Annotated in this window: 15 protein-coding genes; 9 read left to right on the forward strand and 6 right to left on the reverse strand. The window is 56.1% G+C overall.

What is annotated here, in order from left to right:
• The first annotated feature begins 558 nt into the window (after positions 1–558).
• Together IGS16_RS16390 and IGS16_RS16395 are read left to right on the forward strand one after the other, a co-directional pair.
• Positions 559–1155, forward strand: a complete 597-nt coding sequence (locus tag IGS16_RS16390; RefSeq protein WP_297087229.1) for a DUF4126 domain-containing protein — start codon at positions 559–561, stop codon at positions 1153–1155.
• A 15-nt stretch (positions 1156–1170) separates the two neighbouring features.
• Positions 1171–2118 carry a hypothetical protein gene (locus tag IGS16_RS16395; protein WP_297087231.1) on the forward strand — a complete coding sequence of 316 codons (948 nt, stop codon included), beginning with the start codon at positions 1171–1173 and terminating at the stop codon, positions 2116–2118.
• Between the two features lie 414 nt (positions 2119–2532).
• Here IGS16_RS16395 and IGS16_RS16400 read toward each other — a convergent pair whose 3' ends face one another.
• On the reverse strand, positions 2533–3414 hold the full coding sequence (locus IGS16_RS16400) for a Cof-type HAD-IIB family hydrolase (RefSeq protein ID WP_297087233.1): 882 nt from the start codon (positions 3412–3414) through the stop codon (positions 2533–2535).
• A 101-nt stretch (positions 3415–3515) separates the two neighbouring features.
• On the opposite strand from IGS16_RS16400, the gene IGS16_RS16405 reads away from it, so the two are divergent.
• On the forward strand, positions 3516–3902 hold the full coding sequence (locus IGS16_RS16405) for a hypothetical protein (RefSeq protein ID WP_297087235.1): 387 nt from the start codon (positions 3516–3518) through the stop codon (positions 3900–3902).
• 62 nt (positions 3903–3964) lie between these two features.
• Here IGS16_RS16405 and queA read toward each other — a convergent pair whose 3' ends face one another.
• Positions 3965–5137: a tRNA preQ1(34) S-adenosylmethionine ribosyltransferase-isomerase QueA gene (gene queA, locus IGS16_RS16410; RefSeq protein WP_297087236.1), complete on the reverse strand. Its 1173-nt coding sequence runs from the start codon at positions 5135–5137 to the stop codon at positions 3965–3967.
• Positions 5138–5274: 137 nt separating this feature from the next.
• On the opposite strand from queA, the gene IGS16_RS16415 reads away from it, so the two are divergent.
• The 5 genes from IGS16_RS16415 to IGS16_RS16435 all read left to right on the forward strand — a co-directional run bounded on the left by IGS16_RS16415 (position 5275) and on the right by IGS16_RS16435 (position 9191).
• Positions 5275–5664 (forward strand): hypothetical protein, encoded by a 390-nt coding sequence (locus IGS16_RS16415; protein ID WP_297087238.1) that lies wholly within the window; start codon positions 5275–5277, stop codon positions 5662–5664.
• Between the two features lie 249 nt (positions 5665–5913).
• Positions 5914–6603, forward strand: a complete 690-nt coding sequence (locus IGS16_RS16420; protein ID WP_297087240.1) for a Uma2 family endonuclease — start codon at positions 5914–5916, stop codon at positions 6601–6603.
• Positions 6604–6768: 165 nt separating this feature from the next.
• Positions 6769–7860 (forward strand): redox-regulated ATPase YchF, encoded by a 1092-nt coding sequence (gene ychF / locus IGS16_RS16425; protein WP_297087242.1) that lies wholly within the window; start codon positions 6769–6771, stop codon positions 7858–7860.
• 108 nt (positions 7861–7968) lie between these two features.
• Positions 7969–8181, forward strand: a complete 213-nt coding sequence (locus IGS16_RS16430) for a DUF2839 domain-containing protein (protein ID WP_068508474.1) — start codon at positions 7969–7971, stop codon at positions 8179–8181.
• A gap of 344 nt (positions 8182–8525) precedes the next feature.
• Positions 8526–9191 (forward strand): ferritin-like domain-containing protein, encoded by a 666-nt coding sequence (locus tag IGS16_RS16435; RefSeq protein WP_297087245.1) that lies wholly within the window; start codon positions 8526–8528, stop codon positions 9189–9191.
• 138 nt (positions 9192–9329) lie between these two features.
• Here IGS16_RS16435 and bcsA read toward each other — a convergent pair whose 3' ends face one another.
• From bcsA to IGS16_RS16455, 4 genes are all read right to left on the reverse strand, one after another.
• The gene (bcsA, locus tag IGS16_RS16440) at positions 9330–11918 is read right to left on the reverse strand and encodes a UDP-forming cellulose synthase catalytic subunit (protein ID WP_297087247.1); all 2589 of its coding nucleotides are present in this window, start codon (positions 11916–11918) and stop codon (positions 9330–9332) included.
• Between the two features lie 8 nt (positions 11919–11926).
• A complete protein-coding gene (locus IGS16_RS16445) occupies positions 11927–14476 on the reverse strand; it encodes a cellulose biosynthesis cyclic di-GMP-binding regulatory protein BcsB (RefSeq protein ID WP_297087250.1) in 2550 nt (849 codons plus the stop codon).
• Between the two features lie 41 nt (positions 14477–14517).
• Entirely contained in the window at positions 14518–15819 is a 1302-nt protein-coding gene (locus IGS16_RS16450; RefSeq protein WP_297087252.1) for a glycosyl hydrolase family 8, read from the reverse strand.
• 523 nt (positions 15820–16342) lie between these two features.
• Positions 16343–18667 carry a tetratricopeptide repeat protein gene (locus IGS16_RS16455; RefSeq protein ID WP_297087253.1) on the reverse strand — a complete coding sequence of 775 codons (2325 nt, stop codon included), beginning with the start codon at positions 18665–18667 and terminating at the stop codon, positions 16343–16345.
• A 3515-nt stretch (positions 18668–22182) separates the two neighbouring features.
• On the opposite strand from IGS16_RS16455, the gene IGS16_RS16465 reads away from it, so the two are divergent.
• On the forward strand, positions 22183–22887 hold the full coding sequence (locus IGS16_RS16465; RefSeq protein WP_297087257.1) for a hypothetical protein: 705 nt from the start codon (positions 22183–22185) through the stop codon (positions 22885–22887).
• Positions 22888–23471 lie beyond the last annotated feature (584 nt).

Consider the following 23471-nt stretch of genomic DNA (forward strand, 5'->3'; position numbering starts at 1 on the left):
CCTAGGGGTTCGTGAATTCATGGGAAAACAGACTGAGTTTGTTTTCCAGGGCGAGATCCGGGTTATTTACAGGCGTTGATTGTAATGTCTTGATTAATTTTTGAAGGACGACAAACCAAACTGATAGGAGGAATTGAGAGGCTGGTTTTTTCTCCAGAATGATTCTTCAGAGAGTCTTTAAACAGTCTTTAAAAACTCTTCAAACATGCATCTAGCACAACTCCATTGTCTGTATTTTGGGGCGGATAAGGTTTCTTTTTATACGACAATCACATTTTCTTTCCTAGGATTAGACTCAAACTTCAAAGCAAAACCACTATGTAAGCCTTGATACAGACTAGCTATACAAACTGGCTGTGTTGAAATCTGACTTTATGGCTCTGACTTTATGGCTCGGTTCTCAAGCCAGCTTTCACACATCTGTGGGCGATCGCCCTTCCTAGTGCTTACGCATCCGCACAGCGCTTGCATGGCAATTGTGCGAACGAGAGAACTGCGTAACAATTCAACGTATAACCCACCCGACTCAACGCGATTCAACGCCTGTGATGGCTCATCATGGTTGAAGTTTTGGCTATCCTTTCGATTTCAGCCGCCACGGGGATGCGGATTGCGTTGCCGCTGTTGTTGATTGGGCTGTTGCAGCGCGAGTCGCTCTGGTCGTCGGTGCCGCTGCTGTCGCAGGTGCCGCCGCCGCTGGTGTTGGGGGTGTTGGTGAGCTGGTCGCTCGTGGAACTGCTGTTTTCTAAAGACCGACTCGCTCAGCGGTTGCTGCAAATTGTGGAACTGGCGTGTAGCCCGGTGGTGGGGGCGATCGCCGGAATAACAGTCGCCCGCCTCATGCAAACGAGCCAAGAGCTAGTACCCGTGGCGGCGCTGGTTAGCGGGCTGCTGGCGCTGGTGTTTCAGTTGGTGCAGGTGGGCTGGTTTTATCGGCTGCGGGGGCTGCCGCTCTGGGCCATTTTTCTGCAAGATTTTCTCTGTGTGCTGCTGGTGCTATTTGCCTTTGATGCGCCGCGCCAAGGGGGGCTGATTGCGCTGCTGTTGCTGTGGCTGGCGATTCGCAGCACGGCAGAGTGGCAACAGTGGTATCAAGCCCAGGCTAGCGCGGGCGATCGCCGGTTTCCCCGGCGCGGCAAACAAGACCCAGATTAGCCATACAGCAACGCCATGCAGCATGAATTCAGTCAAGAGCAGACTGGGCTGGCGGGTGTGTGGAGTGTGCGATCGCGCCTAGAAGCCGCGCTGGCGACCTGTTGGCAAGCAGCAATTGTCCACCCCGCGCTTCCCAATGTGCCGGACTTACAAGGCCAGATCGCCCTGCGTCGGGTAGATGCGCCGATGGGGGTAGTCTACAGTTCGGCGATCGCCCCCCGACTGGCGGCAAACCTGGGCATTCCGACCGAAGACCTTGCCATCCGGCTGGCTGAAAGCTGGCCAGCATCGACTGCGGACAAGGCAGACTGGGCCGACAGCCCGCTCCGGGTTGCCCAAAAGCATCTGGTGCAGATTCATCTGGGCGATCGCCTGCTGGCGGCATGGTTGCAGCAATTTACCAAACCTGCCGAGTGCCAGTCGCCCAATTGTTTCTCTGAGCTTGCGACAGATCTCGCTCTCCCAAACTCAGCCCCGCTGACCCATGCCCAACCGTCTCCAGGACTGTTTCAAGACGAATTATTCCAAGACAAATGTTTTGAAATCCAGGCGGCCCATGCCCGATGCTGCAACCTCTTGGCACTGGCAGAGCGAGTCGGACTGGTTCGCTTTGAGGTGTCAGGAGCAATCGAGGGTGAACTGGCGTGGCCCATGCCCATACCCTGGCTCACGGCGGAAGGAACGCTCCGCACCCAAGCGCCCGCCGAGCAGCGGCTAATCGGGCACTTGCTGGATAGCGTGGATGCGCTGGGTTCAATCCAGCACGGTTCGGCGATCGCCCTAGCTCTGTCCCTCAGCCGCTGTGTGTATGACTTTGACGCAAGCTGTCGCATCTTTGGCGACGTGGCAGTTAACCAACTGGAACTGGCGCAGGCGAGGCTGGGGCTGGTGCGAGCCGCACAGCAGACGTTGCGCTGGCTGCTAGAAGGGCCTCTGCGGGTGGCGGCTCCATGCTCCCTATAGGCATTTTCTTGCAGGGAGGAAAGTGTAAAGACTGTGACAATTATAGGAATTGTTAATCATTGGCACTGGGGCGCTGACAAGACTGGGAAGGGTCTGATATATTTTCATCAGTGTGAGGAGCGAACCAGCAAGGGCATCGAGACGAAACACGGTCAGTCGCCGGTGCCCTTCCTGATTTCTAAGCTCTAGCTTCTCTAGGCGAGAGGCTTGATATCACCTTTTAAAGCTTTTGGGATTTTGAATAGTTTGGATATCACCGAGCGATGCCTCTTGTTATCTCTCTTCTCAGAGGCAAGTTTAGCTTGGTGAATTTTGCTTGGTGAATTTTGCTTGTAATTTGTGACCTGTGGGTCGCGCTGCGTTGCGCTGGTGTTTGGGGTAAGGATAGGCGGCTCGTGCTGCGGAGATCGCGCCCTATCCCAGGATGAACTTTTCGATGGCGATCGCCGCCCCGTCTTCTTCTACGGAAGGGGCAACCCAATTGGCGATCGCCTGCACGCCCTCCGGCGCGTTGCCCATTGCCACGCCAATGCCTGCATATTGCAGCATCTCAAAGTCGTTGAAGTTATCGCCGATCGCCATTACCTGGTTGGCACGGAGTCCCAGAATGGTCTCCGCTAGATAGCGAACCGCGTTGCCCTTATTCACCTCTGGGTGGGTTGCTTCCAGGAAAATATCCACAGATTTGGTCAGGTATAGCTCGGTCGGGGCGTAGCGCTGCCGCAGCTTTTCCAGCAGGTCGTCAATCAGTTCTACGTTGCTGCTTTGGGCGAGGATCTTGGTCAGGTCGGCATCGAGCAGGGTTCGCAGGTCGCCAACGGCAATCGGCTCAATGCTGGAGCGTTCTGCATAGGCTTCGGTTTCGGCGGTGATCTCGCGGACGTAGAGCTGGTCATTAATATAAAAATGCACCGAGACTTCTTTTCGCACCGAGGGCTGCTCGTAAAACTCTAGCAATTGCTGCGCGTAGACCCTGGGCAAGTGCCAGTGGCGATGCAGCGTGTCGTCGGCAGGATCTTTGATTAATGCGCCCTGATAGCTCATCAGCGGCAGGGTAGAGCCAAGATCTGCATGAAAACGGCGGGCTGATTGATACATCCGCCCCGTGGCGATCGCCACAGGAATGCCCTGCGCCTGCACCGCTTGCACCGCCTGTTTCACTCGCGCCGAAATCTGGTTCGACGCGCCCACGACTGTCCCGTCCAGATCCACCACCAACAGTCGAATCTCTCCCGCTTGGGCTGTCGAGTTTTCCACAAATGCCCCTTGCGCTGCCCCTGCCGCTAAATTTCCCATCCCAGCTTACCGCAAGCTTCAGTTTTCATTAAGCCAAGCCAGGTCAGCAATTAGCGCTTGTTATGATTTGAGCCGAAATAGCGAGTTGAGTTCATCCGACCATGACTACTGCAACTGTGCTGGAATTTATGCATCGCACTGCCGCCGACGATACCCTGCGGCAACAGCTAGAAGCCCTGCTCGGTGTGGGCGATGGCAACATCAGCAGCGAAGCGGAGCTAGATCCCGCCGAAACTGCTGCCCTGACGGGCGATCGCGCTCCGGATGTGGCAGCCTTTGCGGCTCAAAAGGGCTTCCAGTTTTCTGCCGATGAGCTAATCGCTGTGGTCAGCGCCTTTCAGCAGCATCAAGATGGCACACTATCGGACGAGGAGTTTGCCCAGATCTTGGGAACCTCGTTTACCACTAGTTCCGACAAAGTGCAGTCTCAGGTGAAGCGCCTGGCCCAGTTTCTCAGCAAGACCTATTTAGGCATTGATTTGAAATAAGGTTTAACGACTAGCGGTCAGGTTTCAGGACTTGTGCCTTCTCCGTCCTAGAACCCTGATTGCTAGTCCAGTGCAGATGCTTCGCTCCTTGCCTCCGGCAAGATAAGCATGGCATCGCCAAAGGAATAAAAACGATATTCTTGGGCGATCGCCTCTTGATAGAGTGCCAGCAGTCGCTCTCGTCCCGTGAGGGCGCTGACGAGCATCATCAGGCTGGATTTGGGCAGGTGGAAGTTGGTAATCAGCCCGTCCACCACGCGCCATTGGTAGCCAGGATAGATGAATAGCTCTGTTTTGCCGCAGTAGGGCTGGAGTTGCCCGCTCTGGGATGCGCCTTCGAGGGCGCGGGTGACGGTAGTGCCCACGGCAATTACCCGGCCGCCGCTGGCTTTTGTGGTGGCGATCGCCGCTACGGTTTCTGGCGAAATCTCCAGCCACTCGCCGTGCATCTTGTGGTCGGTGATGGTTTCCGCTTCCACCGGGCGAAAGGTTCCCACGCCCACATGCAGCGTGACAAAGCTGCGCCGGATGCCTCGCTGCTCCAGGCGATCGAGCAGTTCGGGCGTGAAGTGCAGACCGGCAGTGGGAGCGGCGGCAGAACCGGGGCGATCGCCATACACCGTCTGATACTGCTCTGGATCAGCCTGGGAATTCTCGATATAGGGAGGCAGGGGCACCTGACCCAGCAGGTGTAGCACTGACAAGAAGGGCTTGTTTTCTGCAACCTGAAATTCCAGAATCCTGCCAGAAGTGGCTGCATCCACCGCCAGCACGGTCGCCGTCAGCAGCGGTTCCGCGCCTTCCGGCTGATCCGGCTGAAAAAATTCAATCATTGCGCCCACCTTGAGCCGTCGCCCAGGACGCACCAGCGCCAGCCAGCGATTTTCCGACTGCTCCTCCAGCAGCAGCACCTCCACCTTTGCGCCGCCCACCTTGCGCCCAAACAGTCGCGCAGGCAGCACGCGGGTATTGTTCAACACCAGCAAATCGCCCGGCCGCAGCAGTGCAGGCAAATCCCGAAAGATGCAGTGCTGATGGGAGCTTGGCGAATCCACCACCAGCAGCCGAGCGCGATCGCGCGGTACGACCGGATTTTGGGCGATGCGCTCGGCAGGCAAATGATAATCATAGGATGTCAGCCGCAGGTCGGGGGAAGTTGGCGCTTCTGAGCTTGGCGGAGAGTCCTGAGGGAAAGGGGATGGCTCAGGGTGCTGTGGCGACGGGTTCAAAGACATGCTCAACTAAATCCACTAAATCCAGGCAGATTGGGGAGAAACACCCTCCAAGGTAGGGGGGCTTTCCCCTATGAAACGTCAGAGTTTATTACGAAAATAAAACTGTAGTCGAAATTGCATTTGCTGGGGTTGGACACATGGAATACATCTATTACCTCGCGAATGCCAGTTTAACGCTTCGGGTGGTTGAATATCTTCACAACACGCCCTGGCTCCCCGTTCGCTTCATGACGGTCATTCATCAGATCGACGGTTGGGTAGTTAAGGTTAAACTGGAACGCTGCCTGGATGCCGGTCGAGACGGTGACTTTCGCGCTTTTTTGAATGAGTTGGGCATTGCCTACGAACCAGATATCCGAGTACGGATGGCGCTGTGGGGGTTGGAAACTGGCCAATCGCCTGTGGACGTAATGCGCCGCTACCAGGTGGCGGTGGTGTCTCACGGCAGCCCTGATGGTGAAGAAATCGAAGAGTTTCGTCAGCAGTTTGTGCAAGGGCTGGGCTATTGCCCCGAAACTCTGGCCTAGTAAGCTACCTGCTTTGCAGCGATAGGTGACCTGCTTCCTGAGCGACTCACTCAAGTTTATCGCCACTCCAAGTTTGAACGCAGCTTGAACTCTATTACGCCATCTCACCCGATGCGGCTTGAGGTGGCGTTTTTTGTTGGGCAGCTTTTATGAACGACCCAAACTCCTGTCCTGGATTGCGGAAAATTGGCAAGGGGCGATCGCGCTAAAATGCACCCAACCCTCCGATCTCTCAGCCCTCCACCACCCATGACCTCCCTCCTTCCCGCAGCCACGCCTACCGAAATTTTCTACCCCTCTTCTGATGGTGAACCCGTGGCAGAAACCTATGTGCATCTCTATGCCATGCTCGTCACGCTGGAAGTGCTGCGCCAATATCTAGAAGGACAGCAGGCAACTGTGCTAGCGAATCAGTTCATGTATTACGCGCAGGGCTATCCCAAGCTGCGAGTTGCGCCGGATGTGATGGTGATTTTTGGCGTGGCTCCGGGCGGACGCGACAACTACAAAATCTGGGAAGAGGGACAGGTTCCATCCGTCATCTTTGAGATGACCTCGAAGGGCACTCAGGCTCAAGATCAGGTGTTCAAACGAACGTTGTATGAGCAGCTCGGCGTGCGCGAATACTGGCTCTTTGATCCGCGTGGCGAATGGATTGACGGGCAACTTCAGGGCTATCGCCTGCACAACGACACCTACGAGCCTATTACCGACGGCCGCAGCGACCCGCTGAAGCTGCGTCTGGAAATCGACGGACAACTGATCGCGTTTTATCGAGAAGACACGGGCGAAAAGCTGCTGATTCCTGGCGAACTGGCGCAGGCCCTAAGAACCGAAGCCCAGGCCCGCCAGGACGCTGAAGCGCGGGCGCAGGAGCTAGAAGCAGAGGTCGAAAGCTTGCGATCGCGCCTGAGAGAGTTGGGCGCAGAGGAAGGCTAGCGGCTGGGTCGGTCGGCGGCGCGGCTGGTCTGCTACGCTGATATATTGCGGAATGTTGATAGGCTGATAAATGGTCAGCTTCCCGCGACACGCAGCCGTTGGCGATCGCCGCGCCCCAGCGCCCAGATCTGCCTGCTCATCTCTCCTCCTTTACCCAATCGCTCTATGCTTCAAGCTGGAATTGTCGGACTGCCCAACGTGGGCAAATCGACCCTCTTCAATGCGGTGGTGGCCAATGCCAAAGCGCAGGCGGCCAACTTTCCTTTTTGCACCATCGAACCCAATACGGGGGTCGTCGCTGTGCCCGACGAGCGGCTGGCGGTGCTGGCCAAGATTTCCAACTCTGCCGAAATCATTCCAGCGCGGGTAGAGTTTGTAGATATTGCCGGACTGGTGAAAGGGGCTAGCAAAGGCGAGGGGCTGGGCAACCAGTTTTTGGCGAATATCCGCGAGGTGGATGCGATTGTCCATGTGGTGCGCTGTTTTGAAAACGACGACATTATTCATGTTGCCGGCTCGGTCGATCCGGTGCGAGATATCGAAGTGATTAACCTGGAGCTGGCGCTGGCGGATCTGTCGCAACTCGAAAAGCGGGCCGATCGCACTCGTAAGCAGGCAAAAACCAGCAAAGATGCTCAGGCAGAGTTGGCCGTGTTAGATAAGCTGCTGGTGGTGCTGAACGAGGGCAAGTCGGCGCGACTGGTGGAATTGACGGACGAGGAGGAGGCGATCATTAAACCGCTGGGGCTATTGACGCGCAAGCCAGTGATCTACGCAGCAAACGTGTCGGAGGATGACCTAGCAACGGGCAATGAGTGGGTAGAACAGGTGCGGGCGATCGCCGCTGTGGAAAACGCCCAAGTCGTTGTCGTGTCAGCCCAGGTTGAATCGGAACTCATCGAGCTATCGGAAGAAGAAAGAGCCGATTTTCTAGAATCGCTGGGTGTGCAAGAAGGCGGGCTGAAATCCCTGATTCGTGCCACCTATGACCTGCTAGGACTCCGCACCTACTTCACCACCGGCCCCAAAGAAACTCGCGCCTGGACGATTCGCGCTGGAATGCTGGCTCCCCAAGCGGCAGGCGTAATTCACACCGACTTCGAGCGGGGCTTTATTCGTGCAGAAACGGTGGCCTATGATGACTTGGTAGCCACAGGTTCTATGGCGGCGGCAAAGGAAAAGGGATTGGTTCGCAGCGAGGGCAAGGAATATTTAGTGCAGGAAGGGGATGTTATGCTATTCCGCTTTAACGTGTAGTTCTAATGTGCAGCTTGGGAACGGTGAATCAGCTTTTTAGGCCCCGTGACTGAAGTCTTTAATTTTGATATTTGGTTTTGATACTTGATTTTGATGAGGGAAAGCGCAATGGGAGACTCGAAGCGACGCAAGGAATCTCTGGGCGAAAAATACGGGCAAGAAGATAATATTCTGCCGGGTATCCCCATCAAGCCCAGTCAGGCAAGACTGTTTTCGCAAATCACAACGCGCGGTGCATGGATTGGGATCGCGCTGTTGGTGGTGTATTGGGTCGTGGTGCGGTTCGTCGGCCCTAGCTTGGGCTGGTGGGAATTGAACTAAGGAACTGGTTGGCAGGGCGATCGCCCTAGGGGCGACCTTGCTAGGTTGGGACGTGACCTTTTTTCTCAAAAACTTTTCGCCTATAAAAATCCAGCGTGGAGGCATGTCCGTATATTCCTCTAGACGGGCGCAGTTCACCTCTTTAGCGACCTAACGAGCGCTTGAAGAAGCGCTCCAGAGGGTTAGCGTGTCGGCTGAACTGGAGCCATCTGGCGATTTGAGCAAGTTTCAGAACTTTCAACTCTGGTGCAGCGTTTAGCACAGAGTTGACGAGGGCTGAGCCAGCACAGGTCGTCTGCTTTGTGTTGCTCTTTTCGCAGAACTTTTGTAGGAGAACGCTGACAATGAACCGACGCAAATCTGAATGGCTGGGTCGCGCTCGACGGGCGCAGGGCTTGTCTCGTCGCCAAATGCTGACAGGCGGAGCTGTGGTGGGTGCGGCGAGTGTGCTGAGCGTGCCGCTCATTGCCGGAACGGCCGATGCTTCGACCGAGAGCGATCGCCGCAATGATATTGAGATCCTCAACAAGGCCCTGTTTTATGAACACGCTGCCATCTGGGCCTACAGCGCTGCTGCGGGCAAGCTGACGGGTTCTAATGTGGGTAATGCCGTAAAGGCGATCGCCCTGGCGAACCAGGCGGATCACATGCAGCACCGCGATGCTTTGGCAAATGTCATCCGCAGTCTGGGCGGCACGCCCGTTCAGGCAGAAGCCAGCTACGATTTGTCCTCCTATCTTCAACGGGGCGAAGGAAACTTGGATTCGGACGTGAATATTGCAAAACTGGCGCTGGCACTGGAAACCGACGCGGCGATCGCCTATAGCCAGGAAATCGCCATGCTCAAGACGCCCGCGCTAATCACCGCTGGAGCCAGCATCGGCTCGACCGAAGCCAGCCACGCGACCCTGATTCGGGCGGCGATTCAATCTCTCGGCGTAGACATCCAGCCCGTCCCCGCTTCCTTTGTCAGTGCCGAAACCCGAAACGCCTGGATTTTAACAGTCTAGGTAGGTTGATATCCAAAAAAAATGCGCTCCAAAAAAATGCGCTCCGGAGCAGTTCGGAGCGCATTTCCTGTCTTTCAACTTGTGGACTCTGCTAGTTTCTCAAGACCCAAACTCTAGTCAGACTCCATGCAAGAACGCTTACTCCAAATCGCGCAGCAGTTGGCGAATCTTTGAGCCTTGCCGTGCATCCAGGTGTGCGGGGAACGAGACCTCGACATCCGCCGTCACGCCGCCTGCCGAGCGATTCACCAAAAACACCACGCCGTCAGATGACTGGGCATTGGAAACCCGCACGTCTTCGATCTGCCCCACCAGACGCTTCGGATTGTCATCTGTCGTATGCTGGCTCAGCAGCAAACCCACAGGCGGCTGAGCTTGCTGCAACATCTCGATGTTGGGCAGCAGGTTGCCGTCCATTTCAATCCGCAAGCTGCGCGAACTAATCTCCTTGGCAATGCCAGGATAAAACTGCCCTTCCCAATAAATCTGAGCGGCAGCGTGGATTTGCTTGCGAATTTCAGTCGGCATGGCGGGCTGAGGATCACGGAAGGCTCGCAACAAGCCCGTCGCCAAAAACGCCAACGACTGGATTGGACGGTCGATTTCGGTGCGTTTCTGTGCGTACCATTCCTTCACATCGGAATACAGCACCAGCACCAGCGCGTCATTTTGAGACTGCGACAGGTTTACAAAGTCCACTGCCACCACGACTTGGTCTTCGCTAATCGGGTCAACCCGAATCACTCGCGCCTCCAAAAACGCCCGCTTGCCAAAGTCGCCAATGAGTTCGATTTCAACCGCATCGGGCAGGTTCGGCCAGCTATCCAGCACAATCCGCGCCCCGTTCTCGCTAACATCCAGCGTCTTGCCAGACAGGGTTTCGTTGTTGTTGCCATAAATCACCGCACCCAGCTTGCGTTCCAGACGGTGTGCCCGACGCAACTGTGGCTGTTCGTAGGCCACCAGCAGCGCTGCTACCAGCAAGATCAGGTTAAATATGCACCAGGCGGCGTTGATAATGACTGCTTCCTTTGCTTCGGGCTGAAGCACCAGCCAGAAGGGAACGGCCAGCAGCGACAGCACCAGCAGCGACACAACAATCAGGGAGGCTTTGGCAGATTCATAGTCGAAGCTGCGTTTTGTGACCTTTACGCCCTTGTCGGTCACGTTGAAGCTACCCAGTTTGGGGTTAATCAGCGCCATAAAGGTCACAATGCCATCCTGAAACGCCATCGCATATTCAAACACTTCGTTCCAGAAGGAAAAGCGGACTTCTTTGGCGGTGATGTAGTTGGCATTTAGCGCCAGGGCAATGTGAGGCAATGCGTACACCAGCGTTTCCACACCCAGACCGCGAATCAGGTTAATGCCAAACAGTAGGTACAGCACTGGCGATAGTGCATACATGATGCGCGGAAACCCAAAGAAAAAGTGGGTGGTAGCGGAGGTATAGCACAACCGTTGCGGCAGCGTGAGCTTGAGCTTGCGGTTAAACAGCGGATTCTCTAGCCGCAGGATTTGTGCCATGCCTCGCGCCCAGCGCACCTGCTGCCCCACGTAAGAGGAGAATTTTTCCGGTGCTAGCCCTGCCACCATGATTTTGTCGTAGTAAACCGACTCATAGCCCAGCGAGTGGAGCCGTAGTGAGGTGTGGCAGTCCTCGGTCACAGTTTCTACGGCAATCCCGCCAATCCGCAACACGTAGTCGCGGCGAATGACTGCGGCCGAGCCACAGAAGAAGGTGGCGTTCCAAAAGTCGTTGCCCTTTTGCACCACTTTGTAGAACAACTCGTTGCCGACAGGGACGCGCCCCTGGGTCAACAGGTTGCGCTCGAAGGGATCGGGATTGTAAAACCAGTGCGGGGTTTGGACGAGTGCGACTTTGGCGTTGTAGAAGAAGCCGACCGTTTCCTGAAGAAACTGCCGCGATGGAATGTGGTCACAGTCCAAGATCAGCACCAGATCGCCTCGCGTGCGGCGCATCGCCGTGTTGATGTTGCCCGCTTTGGCGTGGTCGTTGTTGTCGCGCGTCAGCATGGTGCAGCCAATTTCTTCGCACATGCGGCGCAGCTTTTCGCGGCGATCGGGAAACTTCCGCCCATCGTCCAGCACATAAACTCGCTTTTTCTCTTCGGGATAGTCCAACGCCAGAGCCGCGAGGGCCGTTTTGCGGACGATTTCGACATCCTCGTTATAGGTGGGAATGTATACGTCTACGTTGAACCATTGACTCTGGGGGATGCCGGACAGATCGACCGGTTGGCGATCGCGCAGTTTTAGCGTCTGAAAATAGGACAGAAACAGCGTGGCGATCGCATATAGCTCCGCCATGAACAGCACAATACTGAAGGTTGCATTCAGCCAGCCATCCAGGTTCAGCGTATAGCTCGTGCGGTAATAGAGATACCGCATCGTGGTGACAATACTCAGCCAGGCCAGGAACAGATGCAAATACTCGCTCGACTGACGCTGGGTTTGCCACTGCTCTAGCTTTACCACAGCCCAGCCCAGCAAAATCAGAATTACTGCCACAATGCCCTGCTGCCAGATCTTCAGCGGCGTGACGATCAGCGGCACAGACAGCACCATCAGACCAATCACCAGCCAAAAGAGCTGCGTGCTGCGTGCCCTGGGAAAAAAGCGGTCAAACCAGTTCGGCACTCGCAGCAGCCACCGCGCAATCCACGGCTGCTGACGAGAGACGGGTTCGACAGGGGCTTGAGACATGGAACTCGTCATTTTACCTCTCCTGACTTGGCAAGCCGGTTAACGTAGATCTGAGAAATGCCATACAGCAGCAGTGAGATTAAAAGAATGCCCGTTGGCAGCAGAAACCAGTTGTCCTGAATAAAGATAGAGATTCGGCTCAAGAATCCAGTTTTTTGCACCTGCTGGAGCGGTTCCTCCCGCAAGATATCGAGCTTGTAGGCATAGGGATCGTTGGGCGACGGGTTGGGCTTGTTGCGGCTGATCAGCACCGTGTCGCCATTCAACTGAGAGAACAGCGGATCGCGCTTGAAGACCTCGGCTGCATCGGTCAAGCCCTGTTCGCTTTGGCCAGTGATGGCTAGCACAGCGCGATCGCCATTATTCGGCGACACCATCAGCTTCACCACACCCTGTGCATCGGGCAAAGCCTGCACCTGGCTACCGCGCCAGCCCCGCGAGAACAGGTTGCGGAGTTCAAAACCACCAGACTCCATCACTTCCGGTAATGGAAAGCGATCGCGCGTCCCAATTCCTACCAGGTTCATCCCCCGCGCCTCAGCAGGCAGATTGCCACCTGTATAAACTTGCAAGTTCACCGCATTGGCACGGCTCAGCCGCCCCAGTCGCTCACTCACCGCCAGCATGGTTCGCACATCTGCATCCTGTGGCGCACTTGGCACCACAAAAGCCGTTTCCGACAAATCCTGCGGCGCAGTAAACGGATAACCAGCTTGCAGCAGCCTCAAATCGGGCATCCGGGTAAAGATGTCTCGCTTCAGATTAAAGTCCGTATCGCCATGCAGCGTTCCCCAGAGGGACTGATCTCTAGACAGCCCACAAACCTCAGCAGAGCGCGGATTTAAGTTAAACACCACATTCAACTGCGAATCTGGCTGAATCAGCTCTGCGGGCAAATCTACATCCAGCGAATCGCGCCCCCCTCTCGCAGAATTCAGCCGCTTAGAGCCAATCGTCACATCATCCAGCCGCACTTCCACCGTCGAAGTGCGTGGATCAACCTGAGCGCTATAGCTATAGTCCACCCTCATGCGGCTGCCCCGCGAAAAGCGGTCATCGGGCAGCGCCCGGAACGGAATTTCAATCGGTGGTGCATTCGTGCCATGCACCGTAATGTCTTCAAAGTTTTGTCCGCCGAGCGTGGTTAAGTCCCGCAGGGTAAAGCTATTGCGCGTGGGCAGATAGCCCGGCCACTCGCGGGGCGGAGGCGACGGCTCAGCGACCAGATTGGTCACGGTCAACACCTGCCCCGTACCAATCTGCGCTTCTTTGGTTTGCACCAGGAACTGCACCGCCTTCTGCACACCCGCCGCCGAATTACCCGTTGCGACAAGAACCGGTAAACCGTTGTCTTCCAGTGTGGTCAACATTAAAACGCCTGTATCGCCGGGCAGCGGCGTGTTGTTGCCGTCCAAAAGCTGACCGTTGCGAATCGGCAGCGGCAGCGATAAGTCTGACAGAACAGGCTGTTCTGCTGGCGTGCCCAGAATGACGACGCGATCGTTCCACTGGAGGTTATCCAAACTGCCCACCAGCCGAGTGTTGAGCGGGCGAAAGTCCACGAGTCGCCCCGCCTCAGCCTGAAAGATGGCTGCTGCATTAAGCCAGGTGTCGCTATAAGCGCGGGGTCGGAGATACGTGATCTGATTGGTATCGAGACTGAGGGTGTCAATGAAGGGGAATGGATAGCGGCTGAAATCTAGCGGAACAGACTCTAACGCATAGTCCAGAATGACCTTGGAATCAGGCAGAATCTCGGTCCACAGGGTCGGATCGGTGGCAACGGTGCAGTCTTCATTCGTCTGCTGCTCTGCCAGAATTGAAATCTCGTTGTAGTCCTGAATTAGATTAGACGGGATCTCGAAGACCACCTGACCAATCTGAGAATTGGGACGATTTAGCGGCACGCTGCCCACGCTGGTATCGTTTACCCGAACCGTCAGGCTTGAGCGATCAGACAGCAGCGATGGAGAGTGCTGGAACCGCAGTACGAGCTTGGCAGTTTTGACATCCCACTGACGGGGACGGTTAAACCCAAGCCGAGCCGTTGGGTACACGCCTTCCATGCGGAGGCGATTGCCCACCACCGGGCTGCGATTGAACTCAATCACATGCTGGTAGGTGGGTTCTGGCTTGGGCGCGGCGGGCGATGCGGTGGCAGTCGGTCTGGTTGGTTGAGGATTGGCGGCTGGTCTTTCTGGGCTGGACGGGGCCGCAGGACGAGCGGCCGGGCGAGATGGCTGGCTGGGTTGCTGGGCAGGCGCGGCCCGGCGCACGGCAGGGGCAGGGCGGGGTGCAGGCCGAAAGTTGGGCGGAGAGGCTGGCCGATTGGGCAAGGACAATTCTCGGATCAGCGTATTTTCTCGCTGCTGCACGCTGGTTTGCGCGGAGGCGCTGGGCAGCAGGCTCAAGCCTGCTCCTAGACCCAAGAGGACGAGCAGAATTGCCAGGGTTTGGTTTCGTTTGACACGCTTCCGGCGTGTCCAACCAGCGGGAGAGGCATTGGGTGAATTGCCTCGGCTAAACGTAAGGAACCATTGACGCAGCGAACGAAACATAGACCTGTCTCTCTACTAGTAAAGGGGGTTTACGGGTCGGTCTAAGGCTGAAGCCAATTCACAGCCACATCAGTAGATGCAAGTAGCCCAAACCAAGCCAGATTTTGTGCGTAGTACGCAGAGTCGTTATCCCAAAAGCCGTTTTGATAAGCAGGAAGAAGCTTTTGCTGATAAATTTGCTCAGCAATTTGAGGGTTTGTTAATTGAAATGCCGCAAACAACATGCCGTATTGGGATGTAGATTCGTAAGGCACAAGCGGCTGACCTTGCAGGTCAATCTGTGCTGGAATCTTTTGCTGGGCTTTCCATTTGGATTCCAGCGACGGCAAGTGCTGCTGCAAGTATTCCCAGGCGGCAGGCTCGTTAAACCACTGGGCATCAATTCCAACCCGCCACCAAACTCGATACGCATCGAATCCATAGATGCTGCGGATCGGGCTGGGGGGACGCAACGGAATGTAGCTGTTTGTAGTGGTGTTGAGGGCGACCCAATCGCTGGGCAGTTTGGCGGATGAAAGCTGGGAGGATTCGCGCAGGATCTTGTAGCTGCTGTCTACTAAGCTCAGCCAGTTGCGATCGCCATCTATCTGGGCAAACAGGCGAAAAGCGTAGGGCGCAAGGTAGGAGGGATTGAGGTGGAGCAGGTCTGGCTGGGGCTGAAACGCTTCCTTGGGCCCCGGCAGCAGATAGCGCTGCTCGCTGGCTGGTTGGGAATCGGAGGCACGAGCGGAGTGAGGGGGGACAGCCACTGTTGAGAGAGTCCAAAGATCTCTCAGCTTTATACGCGCTAGCCGGAGATAATCCGGACGGTTCCAGCGGCGGGCTGCGAGGATGAGGGCGGTCACTGCGTCGATATCGGCATCGCTGGCAAAATTTTCGTCCAAAATCGTCCAATTGCCGGCTGCGTCTTTTCCCCACTTCCAGGCCCAGAGGTTGTCTCGGCGTTTGCCGTTGGCATCCAACCGCTGGAGGTTTTCTTCAGCCCAGGTCAAGGTTTGAGCGAAGGTTTCTGGGTCATCTATAAAGACGGCGCGGAGCATGGCGTAGGCCTGCCCCTCGGAGGTGGTGCGTTCGTCGGCTTCCCAGTCGATGACGCGGCCGTCTTGCTGGATAAATCTTTCTCGGTAGGCGCTCCAGCTTTCGGCGAGGAGGAGTTGCTTGGAGGCGATCGCCCCTGGGGTTGGCTCAGGAGGGCTGCCTGTTTGGGACACGGCAGTTGCCTCGGGGGGTGTCCCCTGAGATAGCCCGGAGTTGTTGCAGCCCGCCAGGGTTGAGCCAAATACTAGCGCTAGGGCGATCGCCCACGGTCTCAGGCTGGAGGCAGCGAGTTGAAAAAGTTGCATAGACCAGCGTTCAAAGTGCGCTCTTTTCAGGAAGTCTCAGCAGGAATCTCAGAGAAAAACTCTCAGCGAGATAAAGAAGGCAAGAAAAACTAGAACGGTTCCTTCATCCATGACAATCCAAAATCATCCGCACATCCAACGAAAAACGCTGCGCCTTACTGAAGATTCACATTTGACTAAAGATTTGTATTCAGGCTGCAAATCCACTGGGCGATCGCCATTTCCCCAATCTAGCCACCGCAATAAAACACCTGAAAATGCTGTGGAGATGTATGGAAATGCCTGAAAGATCTGGTGCTTGCTACCCTTGAAGCCTGTGACCACATGACGGTCTTAGTCCCGACCCCAACAGTCTAAATAACGTTATCGGAGACAGGTATAAATTAGTAAAAACGCTTCAGTAGGAAGACTGAACTAGCAAAAACAATGCCGACCGTTCAGCGTTGAAAATAGTCCGCTAGACGGTCGGCGCTGAGTCTATGAGAGTCGAGAATTGGGTTATTTTTTAGACAGGTTCTCAGCCTTAGAAACGCTCCCAATAAGGTTGAAATCCACGCTGTTGCAAGAAGCTTTCCTCGATTTGCTGGGCCTGGCGGACGAGAACTGGATTCATGCCGCCCATCTGCGCCGCTTGAGACTGCATGGCTGCAATTTGCGCCAGCGCTTCGAGCTTGTTGCCCTGGGCGGCGGTTAACCCCAAGAGCGCACTTTGTGCCGTGGGGTTGTTGGGCTGAATAGCTAGCACCTCGCTGTAGATCATCGATGCAGAGTTATAGCGACGCTGCTGGAATCGCACGCCGCCCAGAGCTGATAGGGCATCGATATTACCGGGCGATCGCCGCAAAATTTCCTCATAGGCTTGGGCCGATAGTCCCAAATTGCCCTGCTCCTGAGCCAACTGCGCCTGTACAAAATAAGCGCCGAGGTTGTCTGGGTCGCGGGCGATAATCTGGCGGATCTGCGCCTGAGCAAGCTGGGGATTGCGAACCGACACAACCTGGAGTTGGCGAATCCGCACCGGAATATTCTCCGGGTCTGCCTGGAGCAGTGCATTGTACAACGGCTCTCGCTGGGGGTTGGCGGGCAGGGCCCCGGCCAGGCTGTACAGTTCTGGCGGGGTGTCGGTTAGCGGGCGGCTAGCCAGCCACGCATTCAGCACGGCTTCGGCTTCTCCAACGCCCAGAAACCCTGCCTGATAGGCGAGGCTGGTGCGCCCCAGCACCTTGGCGTAGTCCGTTGGGTCGAGGGCGACAATCTGGTCGTAAATCGTCAGCGCTTCGGCCGTGCGCCCCTGGGATTGGCGGATGCCTGCCAGCCCTTGCAGCGCTCCAATCACCACGCCGCGATCGCCCGGATTGCTGACCAGGATGGACTGGTAGCGCTGGGCGGCGGCTTCGGGATTGCCTTCGCGGCGGTCGATTTCTGCCAGCAGTAGTTGAATCGCGAAGGGGTCTTGCTGGCCTGCTGAGGTAGCGGAATAGGCCACCAGCGCACTGCGGGCAGAGGCTAAATCTCCTCGTCGAATGTGGATTTGGGCGATGCGGAAGTTCAGAAATGGCTCGTTCACCCCAGAATTTACCAAGGCCTGGTAGTAGGGCAGTAGCTCAATGCCGGGGGAATCGAGTCGGATGAGGGCCTGGGCGATCGCCCTGAGTTGCGCCGGATCGGCAGGGAGTGGCTGAAAATAGGTCTGGAGCCGCTGCTGGAACGTTTGGTTGGTAATTAGCCCGACTTGCCGTTCTAGAACGGCCACCTGCACCTGCAAACCCACGTCGGTCGGCTGCTGCTGGGACAGTTGGCGATAGACTTCCAGCGCGAGGGCCTGCTCCGACGGATAGCCGCTCAGCACGTCTGCCACCTCTCGCGCCATGCCCACCGTGAGCTGGGGCGACTGAAGCACCTCTCGATACAGGGCGATCGCCTCCTGAGCGTAGGCAGGGCTATTGCTGTAGCGGGCAATGTCATTCAGCGCCCGCGCTAGGGCCAGGCGAGAATCCTGGCGACCCCGCAGCGGTGTAATCACCGAAGCCGCCTGGTTGACCTGGCCATTGGCAGCATAGGCCGACGCTAGCGCCGAGCGGATTTGAATCGTGGTGCTGTCGAGGGTGCGCGATTCGCGAAGCGATCCCTGCGGGAATCGCCGCAGTTCTGCCTCCAAGACTTCTACCGCCTGGCCCGCACTGCCTGTTTCCCGCAGGGCCAGGGCATAGGCGATCGCCTGTCCACCCCGAATGGGCCGGCCCGTCGCCCGATAGCGGTTAAACAAGTCCAGACTGCGCTGATATTCTCCGGCGTAGGCGTGGATTTCTGCCGCACCCAGCACTGCTTCTGGCGTTGGGTTGTTTTGCAGCACAATGGCATAGTCTGCCAGCGACTCGGCAAAGCGCCCCTGATAGCCCAGCAACAGCGCCCGCTGGGCCCGCGCTTCGTTGTCGTTAGGGTTGATGGTCAGCAGTCGGTTTAGCGCTTCGATGCCCTGCGCCTGCCATTCGGGGCGAAATCCGCCCAGCACGCCCACCGTCAGCAGCGCCAGCCGATTGTTGGGATCAAGCTCCAGCACGCGCCGATAGGCATTGAACGCATCGGCATCGCGCCCGGCCCGCCGAAGGGCGATCGCCAAACCCAACTGCGCCTCCAGCGATTGCGAATCAGAGCGGAGTACTTGCTGAAAAACGCGAATCGCCTGATCCACCAAGCCCTGGTTGAGCAGCGTATAGCCCCGACGCACTTCCGACGGAACCGCTTGGGCCAGGGCGGGTGGCGCGGTTAGCGGCAGCGTTCCCAGCAGAGAACTGCTCAACAGCGCCAGCCCAGCCAAACAACCGATTTGTGTTTGCAACTGTTTCATCAGTCTGCCAATCTGCCTCAAAATGGGGTTTTCATAATGGGGTTTCCGCCTTGGGCGATCGCCTCTACGGATTGCCTCAACAGGCGGCCTCTCATCAAAATCATGCTCTGCCCAAGATTGCTCTGATCCAAAATTGCTCTGCCCAGAATTAATCTGAACCAAAATTAATGGCTCTGGATGACTAACCTGAGGAACCTGAGCGGGCGCAGATCAACTACGCCCGTTGGATACTCCACTTCAACCGTGTAATCGAACAGGGATATCGAACCAAGGGGACTCAGCAAGGATGACTTAGAAACTGCCGCGCGGCAGCACATCAAAATCAGCCCGCAGGCGAACCCCGGCAATGGATTCCGAAAATTCATTAAGCTGCTGGAACGTAAAGCCCATGCGGATATTGCGAGCCACAGGCAGGTCGTAGAAGACCTCTAGCACATCGGGACGGCGGGCCCCGGCACTTTGACGTAGACCCGCGTTGGAAAGTGCCTGACCATAGCCCAAACCGAGGCGATCGCCATCCCGAAACAGGTCAAACAAGTTGAACCCAAAGCTATAGGTATCGCCCGACTCGTCCAGATCTCGGTTGTAATACTGACCATAGCGCCCAAACAGACCCAGATTGAGTTCAGGAATGAACAGTTCAGCATTCACGCCATAAGCGCTTTCCTGGTCATCCGAATCAATCCCAAACGTGCCGTCTCCCCGTGGGGCGATACCCGACTCGCGGAAGCCGTCATTTTTACCGCCGTCGATCGACGAGGTATACGTCCCTCGCAGGATCAGATTACCGACTCGGAACCCGATTTCGCCCGCAAACGCATTCAGCGCAAAGTCATCAATACTCCGATCCGAGGAGAAGGTCGCAACCTTCGCCTCTAAATTATCGGTAATGCTCCAGTTCAGCAGAATACCTGGACGGGAACCAATGGCCGCTGCCGCCAGTGCCGGGTTGGTCTGAAACACGGGATTGAAGAAGTGGGTCAGCGAGTCTTTGGCGAAGCTGTTGCGGTCGAAATAAGAAGTCAAATCCATCTGCCCCGCTATCAGGCGCAGACTGGGAATGTCCGGTAGCGATGCCGCAATGTAAAGCTCGTTCAGGTTCAGACCATCGTCATCGGTGAAGGCCTCCCCCGTCGCCAAGTCCAGCGACCCCCCCACTAGGAAGTTGGGAGAAAACGGATAGATACCGCTCAGCCGTCCCCGTGCCGAAAACTCATCGGCCTGGTAAATTGCCCCTGCTTGAAATTGCAGAACTGGCTGAGTCAGGGCTTCGCGTCGCCCTGGCAGCGACTCCTGGCCAGTCGTCGCGGGAAAGGGCTGACCCAACACAGGCGCAGTGGGAACGGGCGCAAGCTGATTGGCTGCACCTGGTGGCGCAACGGGAATCGTTTGAATGCCTGGCTGCTGAAATCCCGGTTGCTCAAAGCCAAAGCCTGGATTTTGCGTCGGCAGCGGCGCAGGCTGGATTGGCTGGATGTTTGGCACAAAGGTAGGGGGTAGAGTCTGTGCTAGCACAGGGCTTATTGGCGCTGCACCCCCAGCGGGAACGGTCTGGCTTTGGTAAGGCGGCGGCGGCAGTGGCGTAGAGGGGTTGCCGGTTCTAGAAGGCGCAGCAGGGACGCTCAGCGGCGCGAACTCTAGCGGTGGAATTGTGGGGACTGCGGCTGGTTGTCTGTTGGGCACCGGCCACCCTGGCATTTGATATGGCATGGCTGCCCCAAGCACTCCCATTGGCAGCGCTGGAACATTAGCGCTCATGCCACCTGTGTTTGCGCCGCCATATCCATATCCCTGATACCCATAGCTAGGCTGGGCTGTGGCGAGGCTGCCTGGAGCGCTATAGGGTGCGGCATAGCCCGGAGCCATACCGTAGCCAGGGAGATTGGGAACCACACCGGGTGTGAGACCCATCGGGCTGGTCTGTGGCTGGCTGCCGTAGCCATATCCCGGCATTCCACCGGGCATCGATAGAGCCGTGCCCTGGGGCATTGGCGGTTGAAAGACAAAGCCTGCATTCGGATTAAAGGCTTGTCCGGGAAAAGTTTGTCCAGGAAAGGCTTGTCCGGGAAAAGTTTGTCCAGGAAAGGTTTGTCTAGGAGTTGAGACAGGTGCGTAGGGATTGGCATAGCCGATGGCCGATCCGCTGGGGTAGCCATAGCCTGCTATGGGCATCTGCACGATGACGGGGACAGGCGTGCCGTTGGGCAGATAGCCGATGACGGTGGCTGGATAAGTGGCTGGGCCGCCTGCCATGTTGCCCAGTCCATTACTAAAGCCGTTGCCAGCGCTGGGCACAGGCTGGACTGGATAACCTGGCTGAGCTGGCATGTAGAACACGAAGGGAGCCGAGGAACTGGGGCTTTGGCCCTGGGGCAATGCACCAGCCATTCCAGACTGTGGTGTGCCGTAGGCGGTTGGGAGGGGGGAGCCTGGGGTTCCGGGAACCAGTCCGGGCATTTGCCCAGTCATCTGGACAGGCATTGGAGGGATTGCGGCCGTACCGCCGACTGGAGCGCCCGGGGTGACGGGGTAAAACGTGAAGGGAGTAGAGGAACCCGCGATCGCCCCTGGAAGTCCTGAAAATAGGGTTGAAGGTGCAGCCGGAGAGATGGTTGAGGCTGACGCTGGGGGGTCAGGTTCGACAGCCGCCCCGATCCTGATAAAACCGTTTGGGTTGATTGAGGCCCCTGCGGCATGTGCCGCTGCGGATTCGGCCGCTGCAATCGCACGGGTCATTTCAGGATTTGAGCTATCTGTATTGGAATCGGCATTGGAAGCGATTGGCGCGGTGGGCGGGTTCTGTTGGGCGATCGCCGGACGCAGAGCCTCGGATAAATTTTTGCTAACCGTTACGGATTCAGGGGCGACACCACCGCTGGCTGAGTCAGTCGGAATCTCTGGAGTCGCGCTCTGTGCCAGGAAGTTTGAATCAGAGGGGGGCTGATCCGGCACATCAGAGGCAGATGCGGTAGCAGTGTTGGCAAGCACGAGTCCCAATCCTAGCCAGATCAGGGCAGAACTGGAGGTGGATCGGCTATTCAGCAAGATACTCTTGAGCAAACTGGTTAATATCCAAGCCATGGATCACTTCCGCATCATGATGAAGGTTTTAAGGGTTGGGGGCAACCTTATGTAGGTTAGATGAAGTTTGAGGCGGATTTACGTTCAAACTTTGTGGATTTCGTGCGATCGCCCAACTCATGTTTAGACTCGACTTGTACCGATCGTCAATCAAAATCTGGTTCATCGGTTAACCCATCCCGTCCACTGTACATTGTCCCCATCGACGAATCCGGTTCAGATCCTGAAAATTGTCCATTCCTAAACATTCTCACCCCCTATCGGTTCTCATGTTGTCGTTCCTACGCCAAGCTAGCCAAACTGCCCTTATTCAAGCGCAAACCCAAGCTCGAAAAATGGCCCTCAGTACCATGCTCCGAACCCCGTCCCAAACCGCTCATCAAGCCACTAATTTGATTTTCAAAAGACTGGTTCTCTTAGGACTGATTTCGGTTATGGCAGTTGGCTCTCTAAGCTGCTCGTCTGCCCCTGCGAACTTGCGTGGTCTGACCAACTCCAGCACCCCACTTAACTTATCTATTCGCGAAATCCAGGACGAAGGCGGTGGTACGTATACGGTTTCGGGCACGACCTCCCTGCCCAGCAAGACCAAAATCACGGTTTCTGCGGTTCGATATTTGGTCGAAGGCGCAAACCCTGAAACCAATAGCGAAACCGATATTCCCTACGCCATTCTGGATCGTCAGATTGCTGAAGTCGGACAAGGAAACTGGCAGGCGGAGCTAAACCTGTGGCAGATTGCGCCAGATGGAAAGTTTCAGGAAGCCTGGCAATTGAGCCAGCAAGATGCGAATGTGATCTTCACTCCGGATGCCAACGTGACATTTTTGGCAACCTTTGATCCGGTCAATCAACCTGAAAACTTTAAGGCAGAAGTAGAAAAGCTGGATACGTCGCTCCAGGCTGCTCTGGCACGCTTTACGCCCGACGGTGAGCTTTATCTGCAAGCGAGTCGGGTGATGGCGATCGCCCTGCCCACAGGACAAACCACCCCACCCCAACCCTCTCGACTCGCAGATGCCGTTCGTCGCAGTAAGCGCACAGCCGCCTCGCGCACCAGTCAGGCTAATGCAACCCAGGAACCCACCTCCTGGCGTAAAACCACTGCGCCGCTCAAGCCAGCCGAAATGCTGCGATAGATTGCCAACCCTGGAGTGGTTCTCATTAGACGAGTTAGGCAAGTTAGAGATTGAATTCGGCTCTACAGCATTTTCTTGCGGGGTGAGGCACATGCTGCCCTCACGAGGCAAGGGCTTATTGACCATCCATGCGCCTCACTAGCTTCAAAAACGCTGTAGCAGAGTTTTCTTAAGCCCTTCCTAGAAGGGACTTACCAGAAGGGAATTAAACGACAGAAACCATCTTTCCAGAGGATTGAAGCGAGAGGATTGCAGCGCTTCATAATTCCTGGAGAGATGGTTTTATTTTTTGTTTTTGTGTTGCGTTAAATGAAGTTATAAAAAGATTGCAAATAATGAAACTTTTGGGGTGAGCGATCGCCTCAAATTCACCTTTTGCGAGAGGCATATCGAGTCTTTTAGTAGTCGATTTGACAGTTTACATGAGTGCCTGAGCATACGATACGAAGTTGCTAAACTGCTTTTTAACCTGGTTTCAGATATTGTTTGAAGTACGCAATTAAGCAGTAATGTCTGTTAATTTGAAGCCCTATAAAAACAAATAATATCTGACCCAAAATCTGACCCAAGCAAAACAAGTAAAT

Origin of the sequence: Thermoleptolyngbya sp. C42_A2020_037, from assembly GCF_015272455.1 — a bacterium.
GTDB lineage: Bacteria > Cyanobacteriota > Cyanobacteriia > Elainellales > Elainellaceae > Thermoleptolyngbya.